Origin of the sequence: Halococcus qingdaonensis (assembly GCF_024508235.1) — an archaeon.
GTDB lineage: Archaea > Halobacteriota > Halobacteria > Halobacteriales > Halococcaceae > Halococcus > Halococcus qingdaonensis.
On record NZ_CP101943.1, the window covers coordinates 1,178,321 to 1,202,875 of the forward strand.

The following is a 24,555-nucleotide window of genomic DNA, read 5'->3' on the forward strand; positions in this document are numbered from 1 at the left end:
GCTGACGGTGTTTAATGGTGTTCGTTCCCGGTCGATAGTGGGAGTCAGTACTGATAGCGGCGGACGTCGTCCTGGTTCTGGGATTGACCCTGCATCTCCATCCCGCCAGTCATCTCGTCGAACGTCATCCCCGAGAGATACTCGTCGTAGGTCACGTCGTAGCCGCCACGGAGGTGGAAGTCGAGCCGGCCGGTCTCGACGCTGGTCTGGAAGAGCATGTGGACCGCCCGTCGGAGCAGTTCGTCGGTCTCCTCGGGGCCGAGCGCGCAGGTGAGCAGCGCGAGTTCGTTGCGCGTCTCGCGGTCGAGATCCATAGCTACCTCGTCGCCGAGATCGGTGTAGCGCGATTCGACGTCGGCGGAGAGATCGTCGAGACTCATGGCCGGTCTGGGTCTGCCGCCCGCAAACCGCTTTCGGGTCGATTCCCTGTCGAACCGCCACGCGTATGACGTCCACGGCCGAACGAACGACGAATGAGCGAGTCCGCGTTCTCGTTGCCGGACGACCCCGATACCGTCCGCCGTGCGCTCGTCGAGTGGTACGAGGCGGACCATCGCGGGTTCCCGTGGCGCGAGACGACCGATCCGTACGAGATCCTCGTCTCGGAGGTGATGAGCCAGCAGACTCAGCTCGAACGGGTCGTCGAGGCGTTCGACGGGTTCGTCGAGCGCTGGCCCGACGCCGAGCGCCTCGCGGCCGCCGATCGCTCGGCCGTGGTCGGTTTCTGGAGCGATCACAGCCTCGGCTACAACAATCGGGCGCGCTATCTCCACGAGGCCGCCGGACAGGTGATGACCGAGTTCGACGGCGAGTTCCCCGAGACGCCCGGCGAACTCCAGGAGCTCCAGGGCGTCGGTCCCTACACCGCGAACGCGGTGGCGAGCTTCGCCTTCAACAACGGGAACGCGGTCGTCGACACGAACGTCAAGCGTGTGCTCCACCGGGCGTTCGACATCCCCGACGACGATGACGCCTTCGCGGATGCTGCCGGGGAACTGATGCCCGCTGGCGAGTCGCGAACCTGGAACAACGCGATCATGGAACTGGGTGGTGTGGCGTGTACGAAAACGCCCGCCTGCGACGACGCATCCTGCCCCTGGCGCGCGTGGTGTGACGCCTACGCAACCGGCGATTTCAGCGCACCCGACGTACCCACGCAGTCGCCGTTCGAGGGGAGTCGTCGGCAGTTCCGCGGGCGCACCGTCCGGATTCTCGGCGAGTACGACGAGCTGGCGCTCTCGGAGCTCGGCCCGAGAGTCCGTGTCGACTACACGACTGACGGCGAGCACGGCCGCGAATGGCTGCAGGAACTACTCGCCGATCTCGAAGACGACGGACTGGTCGCTGTCGATACCGACGGCGAGACGACCGTCAGACTACAACGCTGACGATCGCCGGAAACAGGTTCGCTCGCCCCGATCAGAGGATGAGCGAGATGATGGCGAGAATGACGAAGATGATGATGAGAATGCGGGCGATTCCGGCCGACAGCCCTGCGATGCCCTGTGCACCGGCGAGGTAGGCGACGATCGCGAGGACGATGAAGACGACTGCCAGGTAGAGGAAGTCGCCGGAGAACTGCAGCGCCGCTCCGGTGAGGGCGAGCGGGTTCATCGGAACGCTCCGACGGCCGCGGTCAGTCGGTGGCGATGACGATTGGAGGCTGTTTCGAACATCACGTCCAGTGATAGTCGGATCCGTCCCTCACGGTGTGGCTTGCAGAAGACGGGTCGTTAATACTGTCGGACAGATCTGATCGAGAACCTGTGACGCGAAACTCAGTTCGTTGTAGTGGGTTCGCGGAATCGAATCTTCACGTACTTCTGTCCGACAGTATAAATCGTGGGCGGGGAGAGCGTTGGCAAGCAGGCGGTCCTGGCGGCGGGTTTCGAAGGCCTTAACAGCGATTGCCCGGAAGGATCGGTAACTCGCTGGTATCGGGCACCGGCGGGCACCTGCTCGCGTGAACCCACGCAGCGGGTCGGTATGTGGCCCTCACAGGCTGAACCCGCAACGCCCGCAGACAACCATGGCACGAAGCTTCTACGCACACATCGGTGACGCGTGGCACGATGCGGAAAACGAGAAACACGCCGACCTCCAGTGGCGACGACTCCAGGAGTGGCGCGAACAGGGCGCGATCGAGCGCATCGAGCGCCCGACCCGCCTCGACCGGGCGCGCTCGCTCGGCTACAAGGCCAAACAGGGCGTCGTCCTCGCCCGCGTCGCGGTCCGGAAAGGTACCGCGCGCAAGGTGCGCCACAAGGCCGGACGACGGACGAAACGCCAGGGCGTCAACCGCGTCACCCGGCGGAAATCCGTCCAGCGCATCGCCGAGGAGCGCTCCAGCCGGAAGTTCAAGAACCTCCGCGTGCTCAACTCCTACCCCGTCGGCGAGGACGGCTCGCAGAAGTGGTTCGAAGTCATCCTCATCGATCCCGAGCATCCGGCCATCGAGAACGACGACGATCTGAACTGGATCTGTGACGACACCCACCGCGGCCGGGCGTTCCGCGGGCTCACCAGCGCCGGCACGAGCGGGCGCGGGCTCGACGAGAAGGGCAAGGGTGCCGAGCACACCCGCCCGAGCGTCCACAGCGATCGCGGCCGCGGGAAGTAAGCCCGACCTTTCTTGCGTCACGAGCGCTTCGGTTCTCCAATGAGCCACGATGCTCAAACGGAAGCGGGATCGGAGACGCTCACGATGTACGCCGACTACGTCTGTCCGTTCTGTTATCTCGGCGAAGCCTCGTTGGAGCAGTACCAGGAAGGCCGGGACGAACCGCTTGCCGTCGAGTGGCATCCCTTCGACCTTCGCGGCGGCCAGCGCGGGCCCGACGGCGAGCTCGACTCGACCGCGGACGACGGCAAGGACGAGGACTACTACGCGCAGGCCAAGGAGAACGTCGAGCGCCTCCAGGAGGAGTACGACGTCGAGATGTCGCTGTCGATCGCGACCGACGTGGACTCGAAAAACGCCCAACAGGCCGCGCTCTACGTCCGCGAGGCCTATCCCGAGACATTCGAAACGTTCCACGAAGCGGTGTTCGACGCGCTCTGGCAGGACGAACGCGACATCGGCGATCCCGACGTGCTCGTGGATATCGCGACGGATTTGGGGATCGACGCCGACGATCTCCGAGCAGCGATCGCCGACGACGAGCGCGAGGAAGCCCTCGAAGAGCGGTTTGCCGAGGCCAAGCAGACGGGCGTCACGGGCGTCCCGACGTTCGCCTACGAGGGCTACGCCGCCCGCGGTGCAGTGCCACCGGCACAGCTCGAACGGCTCGTCGAGGGCTGAGTCATCGAACTCGTCGGGTGAGCACGAACACCAGCAGGGCCATCAGGAGCGAGCCGAGCAGCGATTCGATCCCGGCGAGCGCGCGGGCGAGCGGCCCGATCGGCTGGATGTCACCGTAGCCGAGCGTGGCGAACGTGACGACGCTGAAGTAGAGCCCGTTGTAGAACACGCGGGCCAACTGGAGCGGCGTGGCCGTGGCGACGTCGTGGATCGGGTGCTCGAACTCGTACGTGCCGGAGATCGTCTGCAGCCCGCCGGTCAACGGGTAGAGGATCGCCCACGCGACCATCACCATCGCCGAACTCGTCACCACGCGAGTCGGGCTGGTTCCGTAGCGCATCAGCCACCGCGAGCCTTCGAGCTTGAGCGCGTGGAGGAACTCGCCACGCGACCACGCGGCCCGCCGTCGCGTGCTCTTCTCGCCGAGATAACACTGCCGTGCGCGGCGCGGGAGGGCATCCCGCTCGAACAGTCGGCGCAGTTCGCGGTAGGTCCAGCTCGCGGCTTCGAGTCGCGCGATACGCGTCTTTCGTCCTTCGCCCCTCGTCCGCTTCTCGTAGACCACTCGATCGCCGAAGTCAGTGCCGCGATCGAGGCGCACGTCGGTGAAATCGACACGGTAGAGCTTCGTCCCGTCGAGGCTTCCCCCACGGAGATCGGCGTTGTCGAACAGCGCACCCTCGACGTCGGCATCGTCGAACCGTGCGCCGCGGGCATCGACCCGGTCGAACGTCGCTCGCCGACAGTCCGCACCGGTGAGATCCGCACCGCGGAGCGTCGCGCCTGTGAAGTCCGCCCCGACGAGGCTCCGATCGCACAGCCACGAGACGCCCGCGAGATCCGCTCCACGGAGGTCGGCACCGTCGAGGCGCTCGTCGGGGTTGGGTCGGTGTGCGTCGAGTTCTTTCCTGGATTTCGGTCCGGAGCGGTGCCAGAAGCAGTGCTCGTCGTTCTCGACCGGTCGCCAGCAGCACGCCGTCCCGCGGCCCGCGAGGAGCGCCACGTCCTCGACGTAGCCACATCGCGTCTCGACCATCACTCGAAAAGCGATCGAGGGTTCTTATAGGCCTTCTAGCCACCGGTCGGCAAGCCGATATGCTCGGCCACGGCGTTGCGGACGAGCAGGGCGACGAACAGCACGAGGCCGAGGGCTGCGATCGCGAGAACGGGATTCGAGAGCGTCATCGCCGTCGCACGCCGAAATCCGGTCGTGAGCCACGCGAACAGCACCTGCGAGGGGAGCAGCTCGCGGCCGGTGAGGACGAGCCCCGCGACACCGGCCGCGAACAGCCCGCTGCCGCCCGCGGAGTAGACGGCGAACTTCCCGGCACCCATACCGGCGATGCCGGCGGGAATCGAGATGATCGAGCGGAGCACCGGCAGCAGCCGGCCCCAGAAGACGGAGGACTCGCCCCAGCGGCGGAACCAGCCGCTCGCACGCTCGACGTCGTCCGTCGAGACGCTGACGGAGCCTCCATAGCGGTCGATGACAGGTTGGTGGGCCGCGTCGAAGGCGAAATAGAGGAACAGACTGCCGACCGTCGCGCCGGCCGTCAGGGCGAGTACGAACGCGAGAAAGCTCGCCGGGCCGGTGACGAGCAGCGCGGCCGCCACGGGGACGACGAGCTCGCTCGGGACGAACGGGAAGAGCAACGAGGTTTCGAGGAAGGCGAAGACGAACAGCGCGAGAAAGTCGTACTGTGTGAGCAGCGCCGTCGCCGTCCCCTCGATACCGGCGAACATCGTTCGGATCGTTCCGCCGTGGGGACTTCGGCGTTGCCTTTCGGAACCCACAGGTTTTAGCGCGGTGTGCCCCGAACGGAGCCATGACCGAGGGAATCGTCGGGGAGTTCCTCGCCCTCAAAGACGAGACCGACGCCGACTTGCTGGCGATGCAGTGTGGCGATTTCTACGAGTTCTTCGCCGACGACGCCGAGTTCGTTGGCGAGGAGCTCGATCTCAAGGTATCGCAGAAGTCCTCACACGGCTCGTCCTATCCGATGGCCGGCGTGCCTCTCAGCGAACTGACGGCCTATCTGAAGGTGCTCGTCGAACGCGGCTATCGCGTTGCCGTCGCCGATCAGTACGAGGTCGACGGCGGGCACAAGCGGGCCATCGAGCGCGTCGTCACGCCGGGCACGCTCCTCGAAAGCACCGACAGCGAGGCGCGCTATCTCGCGGCGATCGTCGCGGAGAGCGAGGGGTACGGGTTCGCCGTCGCCGACGTCACCACGGGTCGTTTTCACGCGACCGAGCTCGACGGCGACGAGCTACTCACCGAGCTGTATCGATTCGGTCCCGCCGAGATCCTGCCAGGGCCCGACGTGCGCGCGGACGACGACCTGCTCGCGGAGTTCCGCACGACCGACGCGACGCTCTCGCTGCACGCGACCGACGCGTTCGCACCGGGACGGGCGCGACACACAGTCGACGAGCAGTTCGGCGCGACGACGGTGTCGAGCGTGGGGCTCGACGATGCGCCTGGAGCGATCCGGGCGGCCGGCGGGCTGCTGTCGTACGTCGACGAGACGGGGCTGGGCGTGCTGGCGTCGATGACACGCCTGCAGCCGTACGACACGGGCGAGAGCGTCGCGCTCGACGCGACCACCCAGCGCAACCTCGAACTCGTCGAGACGATGGGCGATGGCGGGCGCTCGCTGGTCGACGTCGTCGACCACACCGTGACGAGCGCCGGGGGACGCACCCTTCGCGAACGGCTCTGTCGGCCGATCCAGGACGAAGGCGAACTCACGCGGCGGGCGGACTGCGTGGACGCACTCGCGCGCGAGGCGCTCGCGCGCGAACGACTCCGCGAGACGCTCGGCGACGGCTACGACGTCGCACGGCTGGCGAGCAAGGCGGTCTCGGGCAGTGCCGACGCGCGCGACCTGCTTCGGGTGCGCGACACACTTTCGGTGCTCGACGAGGTCGCCGGCGTGATCGAGGGTTCCGCGCTCGCCGACTCCCCACTCGCCGAGGCCGTCTCGCGTCCGGATCGAGCGGCTGCGTCGGAACTCGTGGACGAACTCGCCGACGCGCTCGCCGAGGAGCCGCCGGCGAGCACCCGCGAGGGCGGCCTCATCCGGCAGGGCTACCACGAGGAGCTGGACGAGCTGATCGAGAGTCACGAGGAAGCGCTCGACTGGATGGACGGGCTCGCGGAGCGTGAACAATCCCGACTCGGTATCACGCATCTGAGCACCGGTCGCAACAAGACCGACGGCTACTACATCCAGGTCGGTAACTCAGAGACCGGCGAAGTCCCCGAGGAGTACGACGAGATCAAGTCGCTGAAGAACGCGAAGCGCTACACCACCGAGGAACTGAACGAGCGCGAACGCGAGATATTCCGGTTCGAGGAGCGCCGTGGCGAACTCGAACACGAGCTGTTCGTCGCTCTCAGGGAGCGCGTCGCCGAGCGCGCCGAGCTCCTCCAGGACGTGGGTCGCGCGCTCGCCGACTGTGACTGTCTGTCGAGTCTCGCGGTCCACGCGGTCGAAAACGACTGGGTGCGCCCCGAACTGGTGGAGTCGGGCATCGACATCGAGGCGGGTCGGCATCCGGTCGTCGAACGCGAGGTCGAGTTCGTCCCGAACGATCTCGCCCTCTCCGACGAGCGCGGCTTCCTCGTCGTCACCGGGCCAAACATGAGCGGGAAATCCACCTACATGCGCCAGAGCGCGTTGATCACACTGCTCGCCCAGATCGGGAGTTTCGTGCCCGCCAGGAGCGCGCAGATCGATCCCGTCGATGGGATCTACACGCGCGTGGGCGCGCTCGACGAACTCGCGCAGGGGCGCTCGACGTTCATGGTCGAGATGAGCGAGCTCGCCAACATCCTCCACTCGGCGACCGAGGACTCGTTGGTGATCCTCGACGAGGTGGGGCGCGGAACGGCGACGTACGACGGGATCTCGATCGCGTGGGCTGCAACCGAATATCTCCACAACGAGGTGCGCGCGAAGACGCTGTTCGCGACCCACTACCACGAACTCACGGGTCTCGCCGAGCATCTCGACCGGGTGGCGAACGTCCACGTCGCGGTCGAGGAACAGGGGGACGACGTGACCTTCCTCCGCACGGTACGAGAGGGTGCAACCGATCGCTCCTACGGGGTCCACGTTGCCGATCTCGCCGGCGTTCCCGAGCCCGTCGTCGACCGATCGCGGGACGTTCTCGCGAAGCTCCGCGCCGAGAAGGCCATCGAGGCGCGCGGCTCATCTGGCGAATCGGTCCAGGCCGTCTTCGATCTCGACAGCGAGTCGTTCCGTGGCTCCGCCAGCGCCGACGGTGGACAGCAGCCCCGAGACAGCGATTCCGAAACCACGCCGGACGACGATCCCGACTCGTCGATCGACCCCGAAGCCGAGGCCGTGCTGGAGGCGGTCCGCGAGACGAACGTCGCGGAGACGTCGCCGGTCGAACTCATGGGTAGCGTCGAGGAGTGGCAGCAACGGCTGGCCAACGATTCCTCGGAATAACCAAATTTCCGATATTTGTGGAATCTCATCGACGGGGATGGAGAGTCCGACAGTCGATCGTCCAGCGCGGTCCTGGTTCAACGAGACGAACTGGGAACGGTCTCTCGCGGGCCGACTAACGTAGAGTACGAAAACTTTTGAAAGTGAACCATGAAAGACGGTCAATGGGAACACGTCGAACGGAGATCGAACGGCATCTGCCCGAAGAGGAAATCGACGAGCTGCTGCGGGCGACCGAGGACGATCATCGTCTCCGGCGGATCGGCTTCGTAAAAAATCTCTATCGAGGCGATACCATCCCCGAGGCGGCCGATCGCGAGGGACGGTCGCCGGCGACCGGAACCCGGTGGGCAAGCGCCTGGAACGAGGGCGGATTCGAGGAGCTCATGCCGGATTTCGGGGGCGGACGGCCCGCGAAACTCGACGACGGAGAAAAAGAAGAGCTGCTCGATCTACTTCGCAAGAGCCAGCCCTGGCGAATCCAGGAGATCCGGCGTCTTCTCGCCAACGAGTTCGACGTCGAGTACCATCCGAACTATCTCTCGACGTTCCTTCGAAATCTCGGACTCTCCGTTACGGAGTCGTCAGCGAAGCCCGCAGATCGGCCGGGACAGCGAGCGACAGCGGGTGACGGAGACGATGAGGAAGTATCCGACGAGACAGAAACGTCGCATGGTCCCCACGAGCGAGAGACGGGACGATGGTGGATCGTCGATGGGGATGATTGATCGATTGAGTTTTCAGAAGTTATCTTACTATGGCGGTCGTTCGGTCGGTCGCCAACGAAGGAAAGGGGGGTCGGGACGGATCAGTCCGACGATGTCGTACAATCACAGCCACCGCGTTCGAGCAGTTCGTCGATGCCGTAGCGCTGCCCGCAGTCCTCGCAGAGTACGCTCACGTCGACGAACAGCATGAACTCGCCGAGATCGAACTCCGTATTCCGGCGGAGCCGGTCGAGTTTCTCCTCGGTGACGGTCTCGACACGCCCCCGGAGTCGCTGGACGTTCTCGGCCTCAACGACGGTTCGATCCCGATCGTCGGCACTGTATTCGGCTCCCCGGTGTTCGGTGAGGTAGCTCCGGATCGCCTGGTAGGTGACGAAATCCGACTGGAGTTCCTCGACCGGGACGCCGTCACGTTCGAGCTGTCGGCGGGTCTGGGTCCGATCGGCGCTGCTGGTCTCTTCGTCGGTGAGCAGTTGGTACGTGTTCTCGATCTCGCCAGCGAGTGGCTGCATGCCCGCCGTAGCCATCGCTGCCGCCAGCAGTCGCTGGTTGAAGTGGGTCGCGAGATCGCGCAGACTCGTCCGTTCGTCGTCGGGTGCGGTCCAGCGGCGTTCCATCTCCGCACCGATCCCGTCGAGGTCGTACTCGTCGATCAGCCGAGCGACCTTGTTCCGCCGCCCCGTCGACCCCGTGCTCTCGTCTGCGTCGGCCATGCCGTTCCTCCGCCGGCGGCTCCAATAGCTCTTGTGTGCTCGTCGTCCGGAGGGCGAAACGAGAACCGACGATCGTGGTTTCCCGACGGCCATATTCGCCACTCTCGAAGATCGATAGTTTGGAGCCTCGACCGACAGGCTCGTTATCAACGATCGCTCTCAGATACGACGGGAACAGTAGACGGTTGAGTTGGAACGCCGCCGTTAAAGCTACAGTATCGACCGTGGTAGTTCCGGACACGCGAGGAGAGAACCAGATCCAGTGTCTCGATAGATCCGAATATATCGAACTACACCCGAGTTAATTCTATCTTTCGTCATATTCGTGTTGGAATATGTGCGAAACAACTATGTATATTCAATTCCACGGTCTTTTGTGGCAGTAGTTACCGATCAACGGGCGGTGTGGTTGAACGAGAATCGGAAACACCGCGTCGAGCGGGATGGTGACGCGACAGATGTCTCCATCCCGGGGCCCAGGTGACGAGCGATGGTCTCGGAGAACGCGAAGATCGGCTTCGTCGGCGGGGTCGCCATCGCCATCGGAAGTAGTGTCGGTGGCGGACTGTGGGCCACGCCGGTGATCGCGGGGGCGATGGGCGGCCCGATCACCGTGCTCATCATGCTGCTGGTGGCCGTGCCGACCTTCCTCGCGCTTCCGACGTATCTCACGCTGACGAAAGCGTGGCCGAAGACGGCCGGCAGCTACTACTACACGACGAGAATGTTGCTTCCGGAGCGCAAGAATCTGAGCAAGCTCGTCGGCTTCACGATCTCCTTTTCCGGACTCATGCTCGGCGGACTGATCTATCTCCGATACATGTTGCTCGGCGGTGCGTCCTTCCTCAACGCGATCGTGCCCACGATCTCGACCGAACTGTTCACCGTGCTCCTGTTGACGATCTCGTTCGCGGTTGTCTGGTTCGGCATCCGCGCGACCGGCGTGGCCGAGATCGTGCTCGATGCGGTCTTGCTGCTCTCGATCGGCGTGATCGTCGGCGGCGGGCTGCTCAACGTCGAGATGGCGAATCTGACGCCGGTCATGCCGGAAGGGTTCATCGGCGCGCTCCCGGCGTACGCGGTCCTCCTCACCCTGGGTGGTGGTGCGATCAAGATCATCAACTTCGGCGAGGAGATCGAGGACGTCGAGAACACGATCGGCGGCATCATCGTCACGAGCGCCATCGTGGATATCCTCGTCTCGGTGGTCGTGTTGTTCGTCGCCGTCGGCGTCGTCTCGTACGCACAGCTCGAAGGCCAGACGCTCGGGTTCGTCGTCGGCCAGTATCTCTCGGGCAATCTCGTCGTTGTGACCGGCATCGGCGCGCTCGTCGCGGGGTTCACGACGAACATCGCCTCGGTCGCCGTCTTCACCCGTATCTTCTCGGTGCTCGTCGACGACAACGTCTTCCCCGAGTGGGTCGGCCGCGAGAACGAACACGGCGAACCCGTCTACTTCCTCCTCGTTCTCTACGTGCTGTCGGTAGCACTCACGTTCGTCGACGTCTCCTTCGGCACGCTGGCGGCCAGTTTTTCCTTCCTGTTCGTCGTCCCGCTCATGATCCACTCGATCGTCGGCGTTCGACTCCCGTCGACGTTCCCCGACATCTTTGACGCCGAGAGCGTAGCGAGCACGCGCTGGCTCCGCCCACGCGTCGTCCGCTGGTCGGCGCTGGGGCTGTTCGTGATCCTGGCCATCATGACGGTTTTCCTCGTCGTCACGCAGCCACAGGCATTCGTCGCGTATCTCGGTCTCGTGGCGGTCAGCGTTCTCGTCTTCGGACTCCGGTGGTGGCAGGTCGGCGACAGCAGCCGGCTCATGAGCTCCGGCGTCGGCTTTCGTACCGTGCAAAGCGACGGAGGCGAACAGCTAAATCGCTCCGACTGACAGACTGATTCATGACTGAACAAACAACCATCTACGTCGCCGATCGAATCGTCACGATGAATCCAAGTCGGCCGGAAGCGAGCGCCGTCGCCGTCCGGGACGGTCGCGTGCTCGGTGTCGGCAGTGTCGCAGAGCTCGAGGACTGGGGAAACGAGACGGTCGACGAGCGCTTCGCGGACAACGTGTTGTTACCCGGCTTCGTCGAGGCACACGCACACTCGATGGCCGGCGCGCTCTGGTCGTACCCCTACCTCGGCTACTACGGCCGCGACAGCCCGGACGGGACGTACTGGCCGGGCTGTCGGAGCGTCGCCGACGTGCTCGACCGACTGAACGAGATCGACGACGAGCTCGCTCCCGACGAACCGCTGCTCGCGTGGGGTGTCGAACCGATCTACTTCGACGACGGTGAATCGTTGACCGCCGCCGAGCTCGACGAAGTCTCGGAGGAGCGCCCGATCTTCGTCCTCCATCTCAACGCGCACACGGCATCGGTCAACTCGGCGCTCGTCGAGCAGGACGGGATCGACGAACACGCCGATGTCGACGGTGTCGCCACGGACGCCGCTGGCGATCCCACCGGTGTACTCCGGGAGCCGACGGCACTGATGCTCGTCAGCGAGGAGCACATGCGCCTGCTCGCCGATCTCAGCGCCGAACCGGCGATACGGAACTACGGGAAGGTGGCGCGCAACGCCGGCTGCACCACCATTGCCGAACTCGGCGGCCCACAGCTCACCGATCCCGACATCGTGGATCGCTGGCAGCGCGTCGTCAACGACGACGAATTTCCGGTGCGGGTCTCGATGTCCTACAGCGTCCGCCAGAGCGACAGGGATCACGCCGATCTCGCGGAGTATCTCGACGAACTCTCCGAAGAGAGCACGGAGAAGCTCCGTCTCGGCGGCGTGAAACTGTTCATGGACGGCTCGATCCAGGGCTTCTCCGCCCGGCTGCGTTGGCCACACTACTACGGCGGACAGTCGAACGGGTTCTGGTCGCTGTCGTCCGACCCCCGGGAGATCATGGAGACGATGCTCCCGTATCACGAGGCGGGGCTATCGATCGACTGTCACTGCAACGGCGACGAGGCCAGCGAGCGGTTCGTCGATGCCGTCGAGTTACTCCAGCGCGAGTCGCCACGGTTCGACCACCGCCACACCGTCCAGCACTGTCAGCTGGCCACGGCCGACCAGTACCGCCGGATGGCGGCGCTCGGCCTCTGTGTCAACCTCTTCAGCAACCACCTCTACTACTACGGCGATCAACACTACGAGGTGACGGTCGGCCCGGAGCGTGCCGAACGGATGAACGCCTGTGCGACCGCCAAGCGCGCCGGCGTCCCCTTCAGCGTTCACTCGGACGCGCCAGTCACGCCGCTCGCGCCGCTACACACGGCGTGGAGCGCCGTCAACCGCGTCACCGCCAGCGATCGCGTGCTCGGTGACGACGAACGCATCTCCGTCGACGAAGCGCTCAGAACCATCACCATCGACGCCGCCTACCTGCTCGGGATGGACGACGAGGTCGGTTCCATCGAGGCCGGCAAGCGGGCCGACTTCGCCGTGCTCGAAGAAGATCCGACCGTCGTCGATCCGGCGGCGCTCAAGGATGTCCCGGTTTGGGGGACGGTAATGGGTGGCGACCCGTTCCCCGCGGCGACCGAGTAGGAAACGTCTCGGTTCGCGTGAACTAACGACAGTTCTCCCTCCCGAAAACGAGATTGGTCCCCCGATGTGGGACGGCTACAGATCGTGGCTGTCGGCGATGCGATCGAGATGCTCAGTCGGCGTGCCGAGGAACGTCTCCCACGCCTTCGCCTGCTTGAAGTAGATGTGGCCGTCGTGCTCCGAAGTGAAGCCCATCCCGCCGTGGTTGTGGATGTCGTCGGCGAAGACCTGTGTGAGCTGCTCCGAACAGAACAGTTTGGCCTCCGAGACCGCACGCGCAGCGTCCTCCTCGTCGTTTTCGAGCGCCCAGGCCGCGTAGTAGGTGAGCGATCGCGCGGCCTGTGTGGCCATCCACATATCGGCGATGCGGTGTTTGACGGCCTGGAACTGCCCGATCGGTTTGTCGAACTGCTCACGCTGGCTGCCGTACTCGGACGACATCTCCACCGCGCGGCTCGCGGCCCCGACGGTCATCGCACAGGTGGCGACGGTGTACCGATCCATCGCTTCCTGGAGCACCGATCCGGCCTCGCCCTCCGTCCCGAGCAGCGCGCTCTCGTCGACGGTGAAGTCGTCGAAATGGAGTTTCGTTGTCGGGCGCGTCCGATCGAGGGTGTCCTGCGGTTCGCTATCGACGCGCTCGGCATCCACCAGGAAGAGACTGATGCCGTCCATCCCGGTGCCGGAGCCCGTTCGTGCGGCGACGACGATCGTATCGACCTGCTTGCCGAACGGCACGAGGGTCTTCGTCCCGTCGAGGCGGTACCCCTCGTCGGTCGGTGCGGCGGCGAGTTGGATATCCCTGGGCAGCGATTCCTGGCCCGATTCGTAGAGTGCGAAGCTCAGCCGCTGCTCGCCGTCGGCGATCGCCGGCAGGAATTCCTCCTTCTGGTCGTCGGTGCCGAGTTCGTCGAGCACGAACGCACCGAACGCGAGCGTTTCGGGCAGCGGGGCCGGCAGCGCGACCCGGCCGGCCTCTTCGAGCAACAGCGAGAGGTAGAGCACGTCGTCGCCCAGCCCGTTGTATTCGAGCGGGATCGTCAGCGCCGGGTAGTCCATCTCGGATAGATCGGCCCAGAGGTCGTCGACCACCGCTTCGCCGTCGATCCGTTCCCGGGCGCGTTCGAGGACCTCCCGATCCTCGAAGAACTCCCGCGCCGTCTCGCGCATCTGTCGTTGTTCGTCGTTGATTCTGAAGTCCATATCAGTCGTCCTTCGGCAGCCCGAGCACGCGCTCGGCGATGATGTTTCGCTGGACGTCCTTCGTCCCGCCGGCGATCATCTTCCCGTAGGGCATCAGCAGGTCCGTCACCCACTGGCCATCGTCCGGGCCATCCGTCCAGAGGGCGTTGTTCGCCCCGAGTAATCGCCGCGCGAAGTTCTCCAGCTTCTTCTCGGTCTGGTTGTTGAACACCTTGTCCATCGACCCCTCCGGGCCGGGAACTCCCGTTTCCATCTGCTTGCTCACGTTCCGGTAGTGAGTGAGTTTACCCGCCTGGATGCGGGTGTGGAGCCGGGCGAGTTCGCGGCGCACGTGGGTGTGCTCGGCGAGCGGCTTGCCGTCGCGTTCGTGTTCCTCACAGAACTCGACGAGCGAGCGCCAACGCTGGTCGATCGAGAACACGTCCGACATGCTGTGCTCGAACGCCGAGAGCGTCATCGCGACCTCCCATCCCTCGTCGATCTCGCCGACGATGTGCTCTTCGCGCGCCACGGCGTCGTCGAAGAACACCTCGTTGAAATCCGTCTCGTCGGTGATCTGATGGATCGGTTCGGTCTGTATCTCTTCTTGATCCATATCAACCAGGAAGACGGTGATGCCGTGGTGTTTCGGCCCCGATTCGTCCGTTCTCGTCAACAGGAAACACCAGTCGGCGACGTGCGCGTAGCTCGTCCAGACCTTCTGCCCGTTGAGCAGGAACTCGTCACCGTTTCGATCGGCCGATAGCGAGAGACTCGCGAGGTCAGAACCGGCATCCGGTTCGGAGTAGCCCTGACACCAGAGCTCCTCGCCACTCAGGATCTTCGGCAGGAACCGTTCTTTCTGCTCGTCGGTGCCGAGCTCCATCAGCGTCGGCCCGACGAAATCGATGCCGACGGCGTTGATGCGCGCCGGCGCGTCGACGCGCGCCGTCTCCTGGCTGTAGATGACCTGTTCGAGCAGCGAGGCGTCCGCACCCCCGTACTCTTCAGGCCAGTGGAGCCCCGCCCAACCACCCTCGTGGAGCGTTCGCTGCCAGTCGAGCAGGAACTCGACGCTTTCTTCGGGATCGTCCGTCCCCGGACGTTCGCCCGCTTGCCACCCATCCGGCAGGTTCTCGCGAAGCCACTCGCGAAGCTCCTGCCGGAACCGTTCTTGATCCTCGGTGTACTCGAAATCCATTGTCTGTCTCGACGGGCTACCGGACGGGGCAATTCCACATATACCTTGTGCAGTGGGCGGAAAAGCGGTGGGACTCGCGGCCGCCGTCGGCGTGTGGAAGGGAAACACGGATTAGGGACGGGGGCGAACCCCCGGCGAACCAGCGCCGGAGTCGACGCTGGCACATCCCATGAGCGAGCATACCTACACTTCGATCCGAGTCGAACGGGAATCCGACACGCTCGGCCACATCGTGCTGGATCGGCCCGAGGAGATGAACACCTTCTCGCCCGCGATGGCCGAAGAGCTCACCGACGCGCTCTCGGAGCTCGAAGACGACGACAGCACACGCGCTGTCGTCATCACGGGCGAGGGGCGGGCGTTCTCGGCCGGCGCGGACGTCGGCGACGGGATGGACGACGACAGTGACGATCCGACGCGATCCGGCGTCGAATCGTCGCGCCACGGTCAGTCGGTGTTCGGCCAGTTCCGCGAGTCACCGCTGCCCGTCATCGCCGCCGTGGACGGCTTCGCCCTCGGGGCCGGCATGGAGCTCACCATGTGTGCCGATCTCCGCGTCGCGTCCGAGAGCGCGGAGTTCGGCCTGCCCGAGCACAACCTCGGACTCCTCCCCGGTTGGGGTGGCTCCGCCCGCCTCCAGCAGCTCGTCGGCGAGAGCACGGCGAAATACATCATCTTCACCGCCGACCGCTTTTCCGCCGAGCAGATGCAAGAATGGCAGTACGTCCACGAAGTCTATCCCGACGACGAGTTCGACGAGCGGGCGATCGACTTCGCCCAGTCGATCGCCGAAGGGCCGCCGATCGCCCAGCGGTACACGAAACGCGCGATCCACGCCGCTGCCGAGAGCATCGACGCCGGCCTGGAGGTCGAGGCGAGCAGCCTTGGCCATCTCCTCGACACCGACGATCTCGCCGAGGGGATGGCCGCCTTCTCCGAGCAACGCGAACCGGAGTTCGAAGGGAAGTAAATCGATTCGGCCGCGACGATACGATGCTGCGGAACGGTCGAACGTTCCGGGCGGATACGACCAATCGACGTCTTCTCGATAGTTGACGAGATCCTCAGCAGCGTGGGTGGTCGCCTCGCAGTGCACGTCAGCGTGGGAAAGAGAAACGGAGACGACGCGTTCAGCTCAGAGCTTCTCGCTCGGTTCGAGCGTTCCGATCTCCGATTCGACACGCTCTTCGAGCTTGTACCGTTGGACCTTCTGAGTCGCGCTTTTGGGGAGTTCATCGACGAAGAACACTCGCCGTGGATGGGCGTACGCCGCGACGTTCTCCAGCGCGAACCGGCGGATTTCGTTCTCGGTGACGGTTGCACCCTCCTCGCTGACGACGTAGGCGACGGGTGCCTCGCCCTTCACCTCGTGATCGGCGGCGACGACCGCTGCTTCCTCGACGTCGGGATGGAAGAACAGTTCGTCCTCGATCTCGGCGGGATAGACGTTCTCGCCGCCGACGACCAGCATGTCGTCGCTCCGATCGACCATCCAGAGGAATCGATCCTCGTCGACGCGCGCGATGTCCTTGGTGTAGAACCAGCCCTCGTCGTCGAACACCTCCTCGTTCTTCTCGGGCAGGTTGTAGTAGCCCTCGAACACTGGTGGGCCGCGGATCGCGATCTCGCCCGTGTAGCTCGCCTCGTCGTCAAAGTCGGGTTCGTAGCCAGTGAGACCGGCCGGCGCGGTCGGATCGAGATGTTCGGGCGGCACGCGCGTCTCGCGAGTCGTCGGGTCGACCAGCTTCATCTCGATACCCGGCATCGGCTGGCCGATACAGCCCGCGCCCTTCTGGACGCCCCTCGCGGATGCGGCCGTGCCCGCCGTGGTTTCGGTCATCCCCCAGCCCTCGACGAGTGCGACGCCGAAGGCATCCTCGATGCGGTTGCGGGTGTCGGCAGCCAGCGGTGCCGCACCGATCCCTAGTGTCTTGATCGAGGAGACATCGTACTGCTCGGGGTTGGCTTCGACCTCCTGGAGCATGCTGATGTACAGCGCCGGGACGCCGGTGTGATCGGTGATCCCGCGTCGGTCGATCGTTTCGAGCAGCACGTCCGGCCTGAGCTGATTCTGGAGCACGACCGACCGCCCGCTGTACAGCGTCAACAGCGTACTGCCGATCAGTCCGATGATGTGGTACATCGGCGTGATCAGGAGTATCGAGTCCCCTTCCGGGTCGATCGCCTGCGTTTCGGCGAACGCCTGCAACGTCGTGAGGATGTTGCGGTGGGTCATCGGGACTCCCTTCGGGTTGCCTGTGGTCCCGCTCGTATAGCCCTGGAAACAGGCGTCGGTCTCGTAATCGCGATCGACGGTCTCGAACTCCGTGGCGCGGTCCGCGATCAATTCGTCGTAATCCGTGACGCCCCCCGCTTCGCCGCCCGGAACGAACGCGTGTTCGAGATCGAGCGTCTCGTGGAGCCCGACGACCAGCTCTGCCAGCCGTTCGGAGCCGAACAGGACGTCGACGCCCGCGTCTTCCAGGACGTAGACGAGCCGGTCGTGTGCCAGTTGGACATTGAGCGGTACGGCCACCGCCCCTACCTTACAGATACCGAACGCGACCGGCATGTACGTGAGGTTGTTCTCCATCGCAATGGCGACCCGATCGCCCGGTTCGACGCCCGCGTCGACGAGCCCGTTCGCGATCCTGTTGGCGGTGGCTTCGAGCTCCGCGTAGCTCAGTTCGTCTTCCTGGTGGTGCATCGCCGTCTTCTCCCCGTATCGCTCGGCTCCCATCGACGGGAGATCCCCGAGATGTCGGAGCGGTGTCCGTTGGTGAAACTTCATCCCTCGATCCGTCACGTTTGAAACCATATGTCTTAGTTCTTTCCCATAGATTGTTATCGTTTTCCGCGGTCGGCGGCATTGGGGAGAGTGGCTCCACCCGAAATCGGAACGCGATGGTGATCGAGGGAAAACATTTATCAAAGATAACTGCGGACGTATCGACGGTTGCAAAACCACGCATGAACTTCGACTACACTGACGAGCAGGAGGCGTTCCGTCGCGAGATCCGGGAGTGGTACGAGGAGAACCTCCCCGACGGCTGGATCGATGGCGAGCGCGACCTGCCGGACGACGAGGACGAGCGCGAACAGTTCCTCCGGGAGTGGCAGCGGAAACTCCACGAGGGTGGCTGGGCGGCGATCCACTGGCCCGAGGAGTACGGCGGTCGCGACGCGAGCCTGATGCAGCAGTTGATCTACCAACAGGAGAAGGCCCGCGTGAACCCGCCGCCCGAGCGCAGCGAGATCGGGGTCGACCTCGTCGGCCCGGCGATCGAAGGGTTCGGCACCGAGGAACAGAAGGAGCGCTATCTGCCGAAGATCCTGAGCGGCGAGGAACTCTGGTGTATCGGCTACTCCGAACCGGACGTCGGCTCCGACCTCGCGAGCCTCCAGTGCAAAGCCGTCGACGAGGGCGACCACTTCCGCATCAACGGGCAGAAGATTTGGACGACGCACGCCCACAAAGCCGACTGGTGTTACATGTTCACTCGCACCGATAATTCGGGACCGAAACACCACGGCATCACGGCCCTCATCGTCGACATGGACCAGGAGGGTGTGACGACCGACCGTATCCGCCAGATCACCGACGAGCGCGAGTTCAATCAGGTCTATTTCGACGACGCGACGACGCCGAAGGAGAACGTCCTCAACGAAGTCGATGAGGGCTGGGAGGTCGCCATGCGACAGCTCTCCTTCGAGCGGATCTCGCTCTCGCAGTCGCTCGATCTCGAACGGCGCTTCGACGAACTCGTCGAGTTCTGTAAGAACGAGACGCGCGGCGGCACGCCGCTGGTGGAGGATCCACACGTCCGCGAGAAACTCGCCGAGTTCGACACCCGGATTCAGGCGGCGAAGCTGACCTACTTCCGCAACGTGAGCAAGCAGATGAACGGCGATCTCGGTGCCGAAGCTTCCTTCGGCAAACTGTACGACAGCGAGATCGCTGCCGACCTCCATCGGTTTAGAGTGAAACTCGGTGGGCCGAAGGCAGCGCTCTGGGGCGACGACTCGCCGAACGGGGCGGCGAAGGACTCGCTCGCGAACATCTCGATCCGGATCGGCGGCGGGACATCGGACATCCAGCGCAACATCATCGGCGAACGCGTGCTCGGACTGCCGAAGGGAGACCAGGAGTAACCCATGGATTTCACGCTCTCGGACGAACAGACACAGATGCAGGAATCGGTGCGTGACTACCTCGAATCGGAGGGCGGCATCGAACTCGCCCGCCGACAGATGGACGGCGAGGACGTCGTCGGCGAGGTCTGGGACGGTCTCGCGGAGATGGATTACCCCGCATTGAGCGTCCCGCTCGAATACGGTGGCTTGGGTGACGATCTGCTCTACCTCTCGCTACTGTTCGAGGAGGCCGGCCGGGTCGCACTCCCGGGACCGCTGCCCGAGACGCTCGGGTTCACCGTCCCGTTACTCGCGGAACTCGGCACCGACGAGCAGAAAGGGCAGTTCCTGCCGGCGATCGCCGACGGCGATCTCCGTGCGAGCGTCGCACTCTACGACGACGCCACCGAATCGCTCCCCGAAGCCATCCGGATGGAGGCCGAACCCACGGACGACGGCTATCGTCTCGATGGGACGAAGACGCTCGTGCCCTACGCCGAAAGCGTCGATCGAGTGGTCGTGCCCGCTCGAACCCGCCAGGACACCGGCTACGGCGGCATCACGCTGTTCTTCGTCGATCCTGCGGCGGCGGAGGCGGAGCAGCTCGACACGCTCGACAAGACCCGACCGCTGTACGAACTCACCTTCGACGGGGTCGAGGTTTCCGGCGCGCGGCTCGGCCCGGTCGATGGCGGCGGGGACGCGCTCGAACGCGCCATCGATCGTCTCAACGTCTCGATGTGTGCGATGCTCGTCGGCGGGGCCGACGAGGCGGTCGACCGGTCGGTCGAGTACGGCAAGCAGCGCGAGCAGTTCGACAAGCCGATCGGACAGTTCCAGGCCGTCAAACACCGCATCGCCGATATGTGGCTCGACACGGAGGCCGCGCGATCGCTCACCTACTACGCGGCGTGGGCGATCGCGAACGACGAGGAGGACGCACGCCGGGCCGTCTCGGCGGCGACGGCGTACTGCACCGAGCACTGTGGCGAGCTCTTCGAGGACGACATCTTCAACCACGGGGCGACGGGCTACACGTGGGACCACGACGGCCATATCTTCCTCAAACAGGCCAAAACGTGGGCGAACCTCCTCGGCTCGCCGACGGAACATCGCCGACGGATCGCCGACATCCGGCTGTAGAACCGACCGCGACCCATCTCTTTTCGATCGAAATCGAGAACTGGTTTTGCAGTTCTCTCTCTCGGACATCGATTCGCAGAAAAACGACAGTTCAGGCGGTATCGCGCTACACTCGTTCGATGATGGTGGCGACGCCCATGCCGAGACCGATACACATCGTCGAGAGCCCGTAGCGCTGGCCAGTCTCTTGGAGCTGGTGGGCGAGTTTCGTCACGAGCATGCTCCCGGTCGCACCGAGCGGGTGGCCGTGGGCGATCGCCCCGCCCCAGACGTTGGTCCGGTCCCACTCGGCGTCGGTGTCCTGGAGCCACGCCGCGACGACCGACGCGAACGCCTCGTTGCACTCGAACAGGTCGATGTCCGCCCCGGTCATGTCGTTCGCCGCGAGGATCTCGTTGGTCGCCGGTAGCGGCCCAGTGAGGATCGTCTCTGGCGAGACCCCGACGATGTGGGTATCGACGATACGGACCATCGGGTCCCAGCCGCGATCGTCGGCGACGTCAGGGTCCGCGACCAGCAGCGCTGCCGAGCCATCGACGACGCCCGAGGAGTTCCCGGCGTGGATGACGCCGTCGCCCTCCTCCCTGGCAAGTACAGGAAGATTCGAGAGCGTCTCCATGTCGGTCTCCGGCCGGGGGTGTTCGTCGACCTCCACAGTAATGTCCTCGCCGTCGAGTTCGGTCTCGACGGGCGTCACCTGGCTGTCGTAGTGGCCGGCGTCCCAGGCTTCCTTCCAGCGGCGTTGGGAATCGAGGGCGATCGAGTCGACGTCTTCGCGGGTGATGTCCCAGCGATCGGCGATGAGCTCGGCCCCCTGGAACTGGTTGGTCTCGCTGCCGACGGGGAACAGTTCGTGGTAGGTCTCGCTGCGCTCGCCCGCATCGTCTCCGATAGCGTGGTCGGTCATATGCTCGACGCCGCCGGCGACCATTACATCTCGATAGCCCGACTTCACGCTCGCAGCGGCGAGGTTGAGGGTCGTCTGGCCCGAGCCACACATCCGATTGAGCTGGAAGCCCGGGACGGCGTCGCCCCAGCCGGCGACCATCGTCGCGTGCCGACCGATGTTGCTCCCCTGCTTGTCGACGGCGGTGACACAGCCGATCGCGGCGTCGTCGACGGTGGTCGCGGGATCGAACCCGACCCGTTCTTCGAGCGCGCGTAGCGGTGCGGCCGCGAGGTCCTGGGGGTGCGTGTCGCGGAACACGCCCCCGTCCGCCCCGAACGGCGTTCTGACGCAGTCGACGATAACAGGATCGTTCATTGGGAATTCTATTCCATCGAATGCTTCGAGAACGCTTGAATGTTTTGGCGACGCGGGTGAAACGATCACGATCGATGCCGTTGCCGATCAACGGATTACTCTCGTTTTCCACACCTGAGATCCGACAGTATCGAAAATTGTCAGAGGGCACGTCACTGAGGGCGATTTTTCGGCACTGGCGACGAGTAGTGTTCCGATATCGTCGTATTCGTCAGCAATTATCGACCATGCTCGATCGCACACCGTCACTCCCCGTTCGTTCTTTTCCCGAGTCGAATAGCCGGAGGCCACACGATGGGATGAGGAATTAGGAACAATCAATCGTCCCAAGAATAACAAAGTTACCGCTGTTATTCTATTTGTGATGACGACCCGGGTCGGTAGCGAGCTCGCGATCGAGTGGATCAAAAACGATGCTTCATTGCTAGTGGCGGTCCCAAACGCCTCGTGAGTGCGCTGAATATTGAAATTCGATATTGTCGAATATAGAACAGACGTATCGAAAGCGGACTGCAAGCCGGAACAATCCCGTTCGTGTCATCGCAGTCGTGGACGAAACGATCGAGGCCCGGTGTAGATTCGGATTACTTTGTCCGCAAAACGGGTCGGCAAGTCACTGAACTATATTTTCGATAATACCGGAACAATGTATGGCGTTTCGTCAGCATCGCGCTGGTTCCGTGCGATATCGTCTCGTGCGATGCTGTTCGGAAAATCATGAAGAAGCGTGCAGAACGGGACCGCGCCGTTCGTCGCGATCGACCCGTCCGGGATACGTAGTCGTTTTTCAGAACGCGAACAGGTCCGCACCGCCGGTGACGCCGACGAGCTGGCCGGTGATGTAGTTCGCCTGCTCGCTCGACAGGTAGGCGATGAGGTTCGCGATGTCCTCCTCGCGGCCGGCTCGGCGCATCGGGATCATCTCCACGATCCGGTGCATGTGCTCGTCCATCGCCTCGATCTCCTCCAACTCCAGGTCGGCGAGCTCGCTCGCCGCGAGACTCGGCGCGACGATGTTCGCCGTGACACCCGACTGTGCGCCCTCTAGCGCGAGCGTCTTGCCGAAGCCGATGAGCGCGGATTTCGTCGCCGAGTAGGAGGCTTGGCCGAATCCACCGAGCCAGCCCGCGATCGACGTCATGTTCATGACCCGGCCCCAGCCGCGCTCGCACATCGCGGGGAACACCTCGCGGGTGATGTTGTACGTCCCGGTGAGGTTGACCGCCACGTCGCGGTCCCAGAGATCGTCGTCGTAGTTCTCGAGCTTCGAGCGCGCGTCGACCGCCGCCGCGTTGTTGACGAGGATATCGACGCCGCCGCTCTCCTCGCGGATCGTCTCGATCGTCGAGGCGACGCCATCGCGATCGGTGAGATCACACTCGACCGCCTCGACGCTGCCGGCGACGTCGTCGAGGTCGGCCGCGACCGATTCGGCACCCTCCAGATCGACATCGAGACAGTAGACGTCCGCGCCTTCGTCGGCGAGTATCTCACAGTCGGCGCTGCCGATCCGGCCACCGCCGCCGGTGACGACGGCGGTCTTGTCGCTGATTCCGAGATCCATTGCGAACAGCGATTCCGAGGTCGGAGTATTAAACCTACTGCTCCCGGCACGTCCGAGGGATTTATTAGTCGGACCATGGATGAGTTCGTATGCCGTGGAATTCAGACGCATGTATCGTCGGACTCGGCGAGACGGAATATGTCAAACAGGGCGAGATGACCGACCGCAGCGAGTTCGAGCTCGCCTGTGAGGCGATCGAGAACGCCGCCGGGGACGCCGGCGTCGACATCGAGGACGTCGACGGCTTCTCGTCGTACGCGAACGATCGGAACAAGGGCTCGCTCGTCGCCGATGCGCTCGGCATCCCTGAAGTGAAGTTCTCGAACAAGGTCTGGGGCGGCGGTGGCTGTGGCGGCTCCGCCGCGGTGATGAACGCCGCGATGGCCATCGAGTCGGGCGCGGCGGAGTACGTCGTCGCCTACCGCGCGCTCTGTCAGGGCCAGTTCGGCCGTCGTGGCCAGACACAGGGTATCGATTACGCGGAGGGTACCGACGCGTTTGCCCACTCCCTTGGTCTCGAAACGCCGCCGCAGATGTACGCGCTGCCCGCACAGCGCTACATGCACGAATACGACATCCCACAGGAACATTTGGGCCACGTCGCGCTCACCTCGCGCGCCCACGCGAACCGCAACCCGCGGGCCGTAATGCACGACCGCGAGATGACGATGGAGGAGTACATGGATTCGCCGCCGATCACCGACCCGTACAAGCTCTACGACTGCTGTCTCGAAAGCGACGGGGCCTGTGCCGTGCTCGTTACCTCCGCCGAGAACGCTGCCGACCTGCCACAGCCGGCCGTCGAGATCACGTCGGCCGCACAGGGCGGTGGCCCGGGCTGGGGCAGCGGGATCCTCTCCTCGCACAACATGCCGCTTGAGGACTACCCGACCTCGAACGCCGCGCGGGTCGCCGACCGGCTGTTCGAGAGCGCCGGGCTCACGCCCGACGACATCGACGTCGCACAGCTCTACGAGAACTTCACCGGGATGGTGTTGATGACCGCCGAGGACTACGGGTTCGCACCTCGCGGCGAGGCCGGCGAGCTGTTCGTCGACGGCAACGCCATCGGGCCCGACGCCGATCTCCCGATCAACACTTCCGGTGGGAATCTCTCGGAGGCGTACATCCACGGGTTCAACCTCGTCGTCGAAGCCGCCCGGCAAGTCAGAGGTACCTCACCGACGCAGGTCGACGACGTCGAGTACAGCCTCGTCGCCAGCGGGCCGGGCGTGACCCCCCACAGCGGGCTGATCCTCTCGCCCGCGTAGTTACACATCACAGAA

At 64.4% G+C, this 24,555-nt stretch carries 21 protein-coding genes; 11 read left to right on the plus strand and 10 right to left on the minus strand.

Annotated elements, in window-relative coordinates:
* Window positions 1-44 precede the first annotated feature (44 nt).
* Complete coding sequence (locus tag NO363_RS06170) at window positions 45-380, minus strand: ribbon-helix-helix protein (protein WP_256687674.1); 336 nt, start codon at window positions 378-380, stop codon at window positions 45-47.
* Between the two features lie 93 nt (window positions 381-473).
* On the opposite strand from NO363_RS06170, the gene NO363_RS06175 reads away from it, so the two are divergent.
* A complete protein-coding gene (locus tag NO363_RS06175; RefSeq protein WP_256687677.1) occupies window positions 474-1,388 on the plus strand; it encodes an HhH-GPD family protein in 915 nt (304 codons plus the stop codon).
* Window positions 1,389-1,419: 31 nt separating this feature from the next.
* On the opposite strand, the gene NO363_RS06180 is transcribed toward NO363_RS06175, so the two are convergent.
* Window positions 1,420-1,614 carry a DUF1328 family protein gene (locus NO363_RS06180; protein WP_007743003.1) on the minus strand — a complete coding sequence of 65 codons (195 nt, stop codon included), beginning with the start codon at window positions 1,612-1,614 and terminating at the stop codon, window positions 1,420-1,422.
* A 415-nt stretch (window positions 1,615-2,029) separates the two neighbouring features.
* On the opposite strand from NO363_RS06180, the gene NO363_RS06185 reads away from it, so the two are divergent.
* Window positions 2,030-2,620 carry a 50S ribosomal protein L15e gene (locus NO363_RS06185; protein WP_256687678.1) on the plus strand — a complete coding sequence of 197 codons (591 nt, stop codon included), beginning with the start codon at window positions 2,030-2,032 and terminating at the stop codon, window positions 2,618-2,620.
* A 39-nt stretch (window positions 2,621-2,659) separates the two neighbouring features.
* Window positions 2,660-3,301 (plus strand): DsbA family oxidoreductase, encoded by a 642-nt coding sequence (locus NO363_RS06190; RefSeq protein ID WP_256687679.1) that lies wholly within the window; start codon window positions 2,660-2,662, stop codon window positions 3,299-3,301.
* Between the two features lies 1 nt (window position 3,302).
* On the opposite strand, the gene NO363_RS06195 is transcribed toward NO363_RS06190, so the two are convergent.
* Together NO363_RS06195 and NO363_RS06200 are read right to left on the minus strand one after the other, a co-directional pair.
* Window positions 3,303-4,337 carry a pentapeptide repeat-containing protein gene (locus NO363_RS06195; protein ID WP_256687680.1) on the minus strand — a complete coding sequence of 345 codons (1,035 nt, stop codon included), beginning with the start codon at window positions 4,335-4,337 and terminating at the stop codon, window positions 3,303-3,305.
* A 35-nt stretch (window positions 4,338-4,372) separates the two neighbouring features.
* The gene (locus NO363_RS06200; protein WP_256687681.1) at window positions 4,373-5,044 is read right to left on the minus strand and encodes a DedA family protein; all 672 of its coding nucleotides are present in this window, start codon (window positions 5,042-5,044) and stop codon (window positions 4,373-4,375) included.
* Window positions 5,045-5,127: 83 nt separating this feature from the next.
* On the opposite strand from NO363_RS06200, the gene mutS reads away from it, so the two are divergent.
* Window positions 5,128-7,782 (plus strand): DNA mismatch repair protein MutS, encoded by a 2,655-nt coding sequence (gene mutS / locus NO363_RS06205; RefSeq protein WP_256687682.1) that lies wholly within the window; start codon window positions 5,128-5,130, stop codon window positions 7,780-7,782.
* Window positions 7,783-7,946: 164 nt separating this feature from the next.
* Complete coding sequence (locus NO363_RS06210) at window positions 7,947-8,510, plus strand: IS630 family transposase (protein WP_256687684.1); 564 nt, start codon at window positions 7,947-7,949, stop codon at window positions 8,508-8,510.
* A gap of 80 nt (window positions 8,511-8,590) precedes the next feature.
* Here NO363_RS06210 and rdfA read toward each other — a convergent pair whose 3' ends face one another.
* Window positions 8,591-9,223 carry a rod-determining factor RdfA gene (gene rdfA, locus NO363_RS06215; protein ID WP_256687686.1) on the minus strand — a complete coding sequence of 211 codons (633 nt, stop codon included), beginning with the start codon at window positions 9,221-9,223 and terminating at the stop codon, window positions 8,591-8,593.
* Window positions 9,224-9,713: 490 nt separating this feature from the next.
* Between rdfA and NO363_RS06220 the strand changes: the two genes are divergently transcribed.
* The gene (locus tag NO363_RS06220) at window positions 9,714-11,111 is read left to right on the plus strand and encodes an APC family permease (protein ID WP_256687687.1); all 1,398 of its coding nucleotides are present in this window, start codon (window positions 9,714-9,716) and stop codon (window positions 11,109-11,111) included.
* An 11-nt stretch (window positions 11,112-11,122) separates the two neighbouring features.
* Window positions 11,123-12,781, plus strand: a complete 1,659-nt coding sequence (locus tag NO363_RS06225) for an amidohydrolase (protein ID WP_256687688.1) — start codon at window positions 11,123-11,125, stop codon at window positions 12,779-12,781.
* A gap of 75 nt (window positions 12,782-12,856) precedes the next feature.
* Here NO363_RS06225 and NO363_RS06230 read toward each other — a convergent pair whose 3' ends face one another.
* A complete protein-coding gene (locus NO363_RS06230; protein WP_256687689.1) occupies window positions 12,857-13,984 on the minus strand; it encodes an acyl-CoA dehydrogenase family protein in 1,128 nt (375 codons plus the stop codon).
* A 1-nt stretch (window position 13,985) separates the two neighbouring features.
* Entirely contained in the window at window positions 13,986-15,164 is a 1,179-nt protein-coding gene (locus NO363_RS06235) for an acyl-CoA dehydrogenase family protein (RefSeq protein ID WP_256687690.1), read from the minus strand.
* A 169-nt stretch (window positions 15,165-15,333) separates the two neighbouring features.
* On the opposite strand from NO363_RS06235, the gene NO363_RS06240 reads away from it, so the two are divergent.
* On the plus strand, window positions 15,334-16,134 hold the full coding sequence (locus NO363_RS06240; protein ID WP_256687691.1) for an enoyl-CoA hydratase/isomerase family protein: 801 nt from the start codon (window positions 15,334-15,336) through the stop codon (window positions 16,132-16,134).
* 165 nt (window positions 16,135-16,299) lie between these two features.
* Here the strand turns inward: NO363_RS06240 and NO363_RS06245 are convergent, their stop codons facing one another.
* Window positions 16,300-17,955, minus strand: coding sequence for a class I adenylate-forming enzyme family protein (locus NO363_RS06245; RefSeq protein ID WP_256687693.1), 1,656 nt, complete (start codon window positions 17,953-17,955; stop codon window positions 16,300-16,302).
* Window positions 17,956-18,134: 179 nt separating this feature from the next.
* Between NO363_RS06245 and NO363_RS06250 the strand changes: the two genes are divergently transcribed.
* Both NO363_RS06250 and NO363_RS06255 read left to right on the plus strand, forming a co-directional pair.
* A complete protein-coding gene (locus NO363_RS06250; protein WP_256687695.1) occupies window positions 18,135-19,316 on the plus strand; it encodes an acyl-CoA dehydrogenase family protein in 1,182 nt (393 codons plus the stop codon).
* A gap of 3 nt (window positions 19,317-19,319) precedes the next feature.
* Window positions 19,320-20,441, plus strand: coding sequence for an acyl-CoA dehydrogenase family protein (locus tag NO363_RS06255; protein ID WP_256687697.1), 1,122 nt, complete (start codon window positions 19,320-19,322; stop codon window positions 20,439-20,441).
* 106 nt (window positions 20,442-20,547) lie between these two features.
* Here NO363_RS06255 and NO363_RS06260 read toward each other — a convergent pair whose 3' ends face one another.
* Entirely contained in the window at window positions 20,548-21,705 is a 1,158-nt protein-coding gene (locus NO363_RS06260) for a thiolase family protein (RefSeq protein WP_256687699.1), read from the minus strand.
* A gap of 787 nt (window positions 21,706-22,492) precedes the next feature.
* Entirely contained in the window at window positions 22,493-23,269 is a 777-nt protein-coding gene (locus NO363_RS06265; RefSeq protein ID WP_256687701.1) for an SDR family NAD(P)-dependent oxidoreductase, read from the minus strand.
* An 89-nt stretch (window positions 23,270-23,358) separates the two neighbouring features.
* Between NO363_RS06265 and NO363_RS06270 the strand changes: the two genes are divergently transcribed.
* A complete protein-coding gene (locus tag NO363_RS06270) occupies window positions 23,359-24,540 on the plus strand; it encodes a thiolase C-terminal domain-containing protein (protein ID WP_256687703.1) in 1,182 nt (393 codons plus the stop codon).
* Window positions 24,541-24,555: the final 15 nt, after the last annotated feature.

What these genes read in the sequence shown, in the direction of transcription:
- NO363_RS06170 (WP_256687674.1), bottom strand. Translation starts at nt 380, where the DNA reads ATGAGTCTCGACGATCTCTCCGCCGACGTCGAATCGCGCTACACCGAT.
- NO363_RS06175 (WP_256687677.1), top strand. Translation starts at nt 474, where the DNA reads ATGAGCGAGTCCGCGTTCTCGTTGCCGGACGACCCCGATACCGTCCGC.
- NO363_RS06180 (WP_007743003.1), bottom strand. Translation starts at nt 1,614, where the DNA reads ATGAACCCGCTCGCCCTCACCGGAGCGGCGCTGCAGTTCTCCGGCGAC.
- NO363_RS06185 (WP_256687678.1), top strand. Translation starts at nt 2,030, where the DNA reads ATGGCACGAAGCTTCTACGCACACATCGGTGACGCGTGGCACGATGCG.
- NO363_RS06190 (WP_256687679.1), top strand. Translation starts at nt 2,660, where the DNA reads ATGAGCCACGATGCTCAAACGGAAGCGGGATCGGAGACGCTCACGATG.
- NO363_RS06195 (WP_256687680.1), bottom strand. Translation starts at nt 4,337, where the DNA reads ATGGTCGAGACGCGATGTGGCTACGTCGAGGACGTGGCGCTCCTCGCG.
- NO363_RS06200 (WP_256687681.1), bottom strand. Translation starts at nt 5,044, where the DNA reads ATGTTCGCCGGTATCGAGGGGACGGCGACGGCGCTGCTCACACAGTAC.
- mutS (WP_256687682.1), top strand. Translation starts at nt 5,128, where the DNA reads ATGACCGAGGGAATCGTCGGGGAGTTCCTCGCCCTCAAAGACGAGACC.
- NO363_RS06210 (WP_256687684.1), top strand. Translation starts at nt 7,947, where the DNA reads ATGGGAACACGTCGAACGGAGATCGAACGGCATCTGCCCGAAGAGGAA.
- rdfA (WP_256687686.1), bottom strand. Translation starts at nt 9,223, where the DNA reads ATGGCCGACGCAGACGAGAGCACGGGGTCGACGGGGCGGCGGAACAAG.
- NO363_RS06220 (WP_256687687.1), top strand. Translation starts at nt 9,714, where the DNA reads ATGGTCTCGGAGAACGCGAAGATCGGCTTCGTCGGCGGGGTCGCCATC.
- NO363_RS06225 (WP_256687688.1), top strand. Translation starts at nt 11,123, where the DNA reads ATGACTGAACAAACAACCATCTACGTCGCCGATCGAATCGTCACGATG.
- NO363_RS06230 (WP_256687689.1), bottom strand. Translation starts at nt 13,984, where the DNA reads ATGGACTTCAGAATCAACGACGAACAACGACAGATGCGCGAGACGGCG.
- NO363_RS06235 (WP_256687690.1), bottom strand. Translation starts at nt 15,164, where the DNA reads ATGGATTTCGAGTACACCGAGGATCAAGAACGGTTCCGGCAGGAGCTT.
- NO363_RS06240 (WP_256687691.1), top strand. Translation starts at nt 15,334, where the DNA reads ATGAGCGAGCATACCTACACTTCGATCCGAGTCGAACGGGAATCCGAC.
- NO363_RS06245 (WP_256687693.1), bottom strand. Translation starts at nt 17,955, where the DNA reads ATGAAGTTTCACCAACGGACACCGCTCCGACATCTCGGGGATCTCCCG.
- NO363_RS06250 (WP_256687695.1), top strand. Translation starts at nt 18,135, where the DNA reads ATGAACTTCGACTACACTGACGAGCAGGAGGCGTTCCGTCGCGAGATC.
- NO363_RS06255 (WP_256687697.1), top strand. Translation starts at nt 19,320, where the DNA reads ATGGATTTCACGCTCTCGGACGAACAGACACAGATGCAGGAATCGGTG.
- NO363_RS06260 (WP_256687699.1), bottom strand. Translation starts at nt 21,705, where the DNA reads ATGAACGATCCTGTTATCGTCGACTGCGTCAGAACGCCGTTCGGGGCG.
- NO363_RS06265 (WP_256687701.1), bottom strand. Translation starts at nt 23,269, where the DNA reads ATGGATCTCGGAATCAGCGACAAGACCGCCGTCGTCACCGGCGGCGGT.
- NO363_RS06270 (WP_256687703.1), top strand. Translation starts at nt 23,359, where the DNA reads ATGCCGTGGAATTCAGACGCATGTATCGTCGGACTCGGCGAGACGGAA.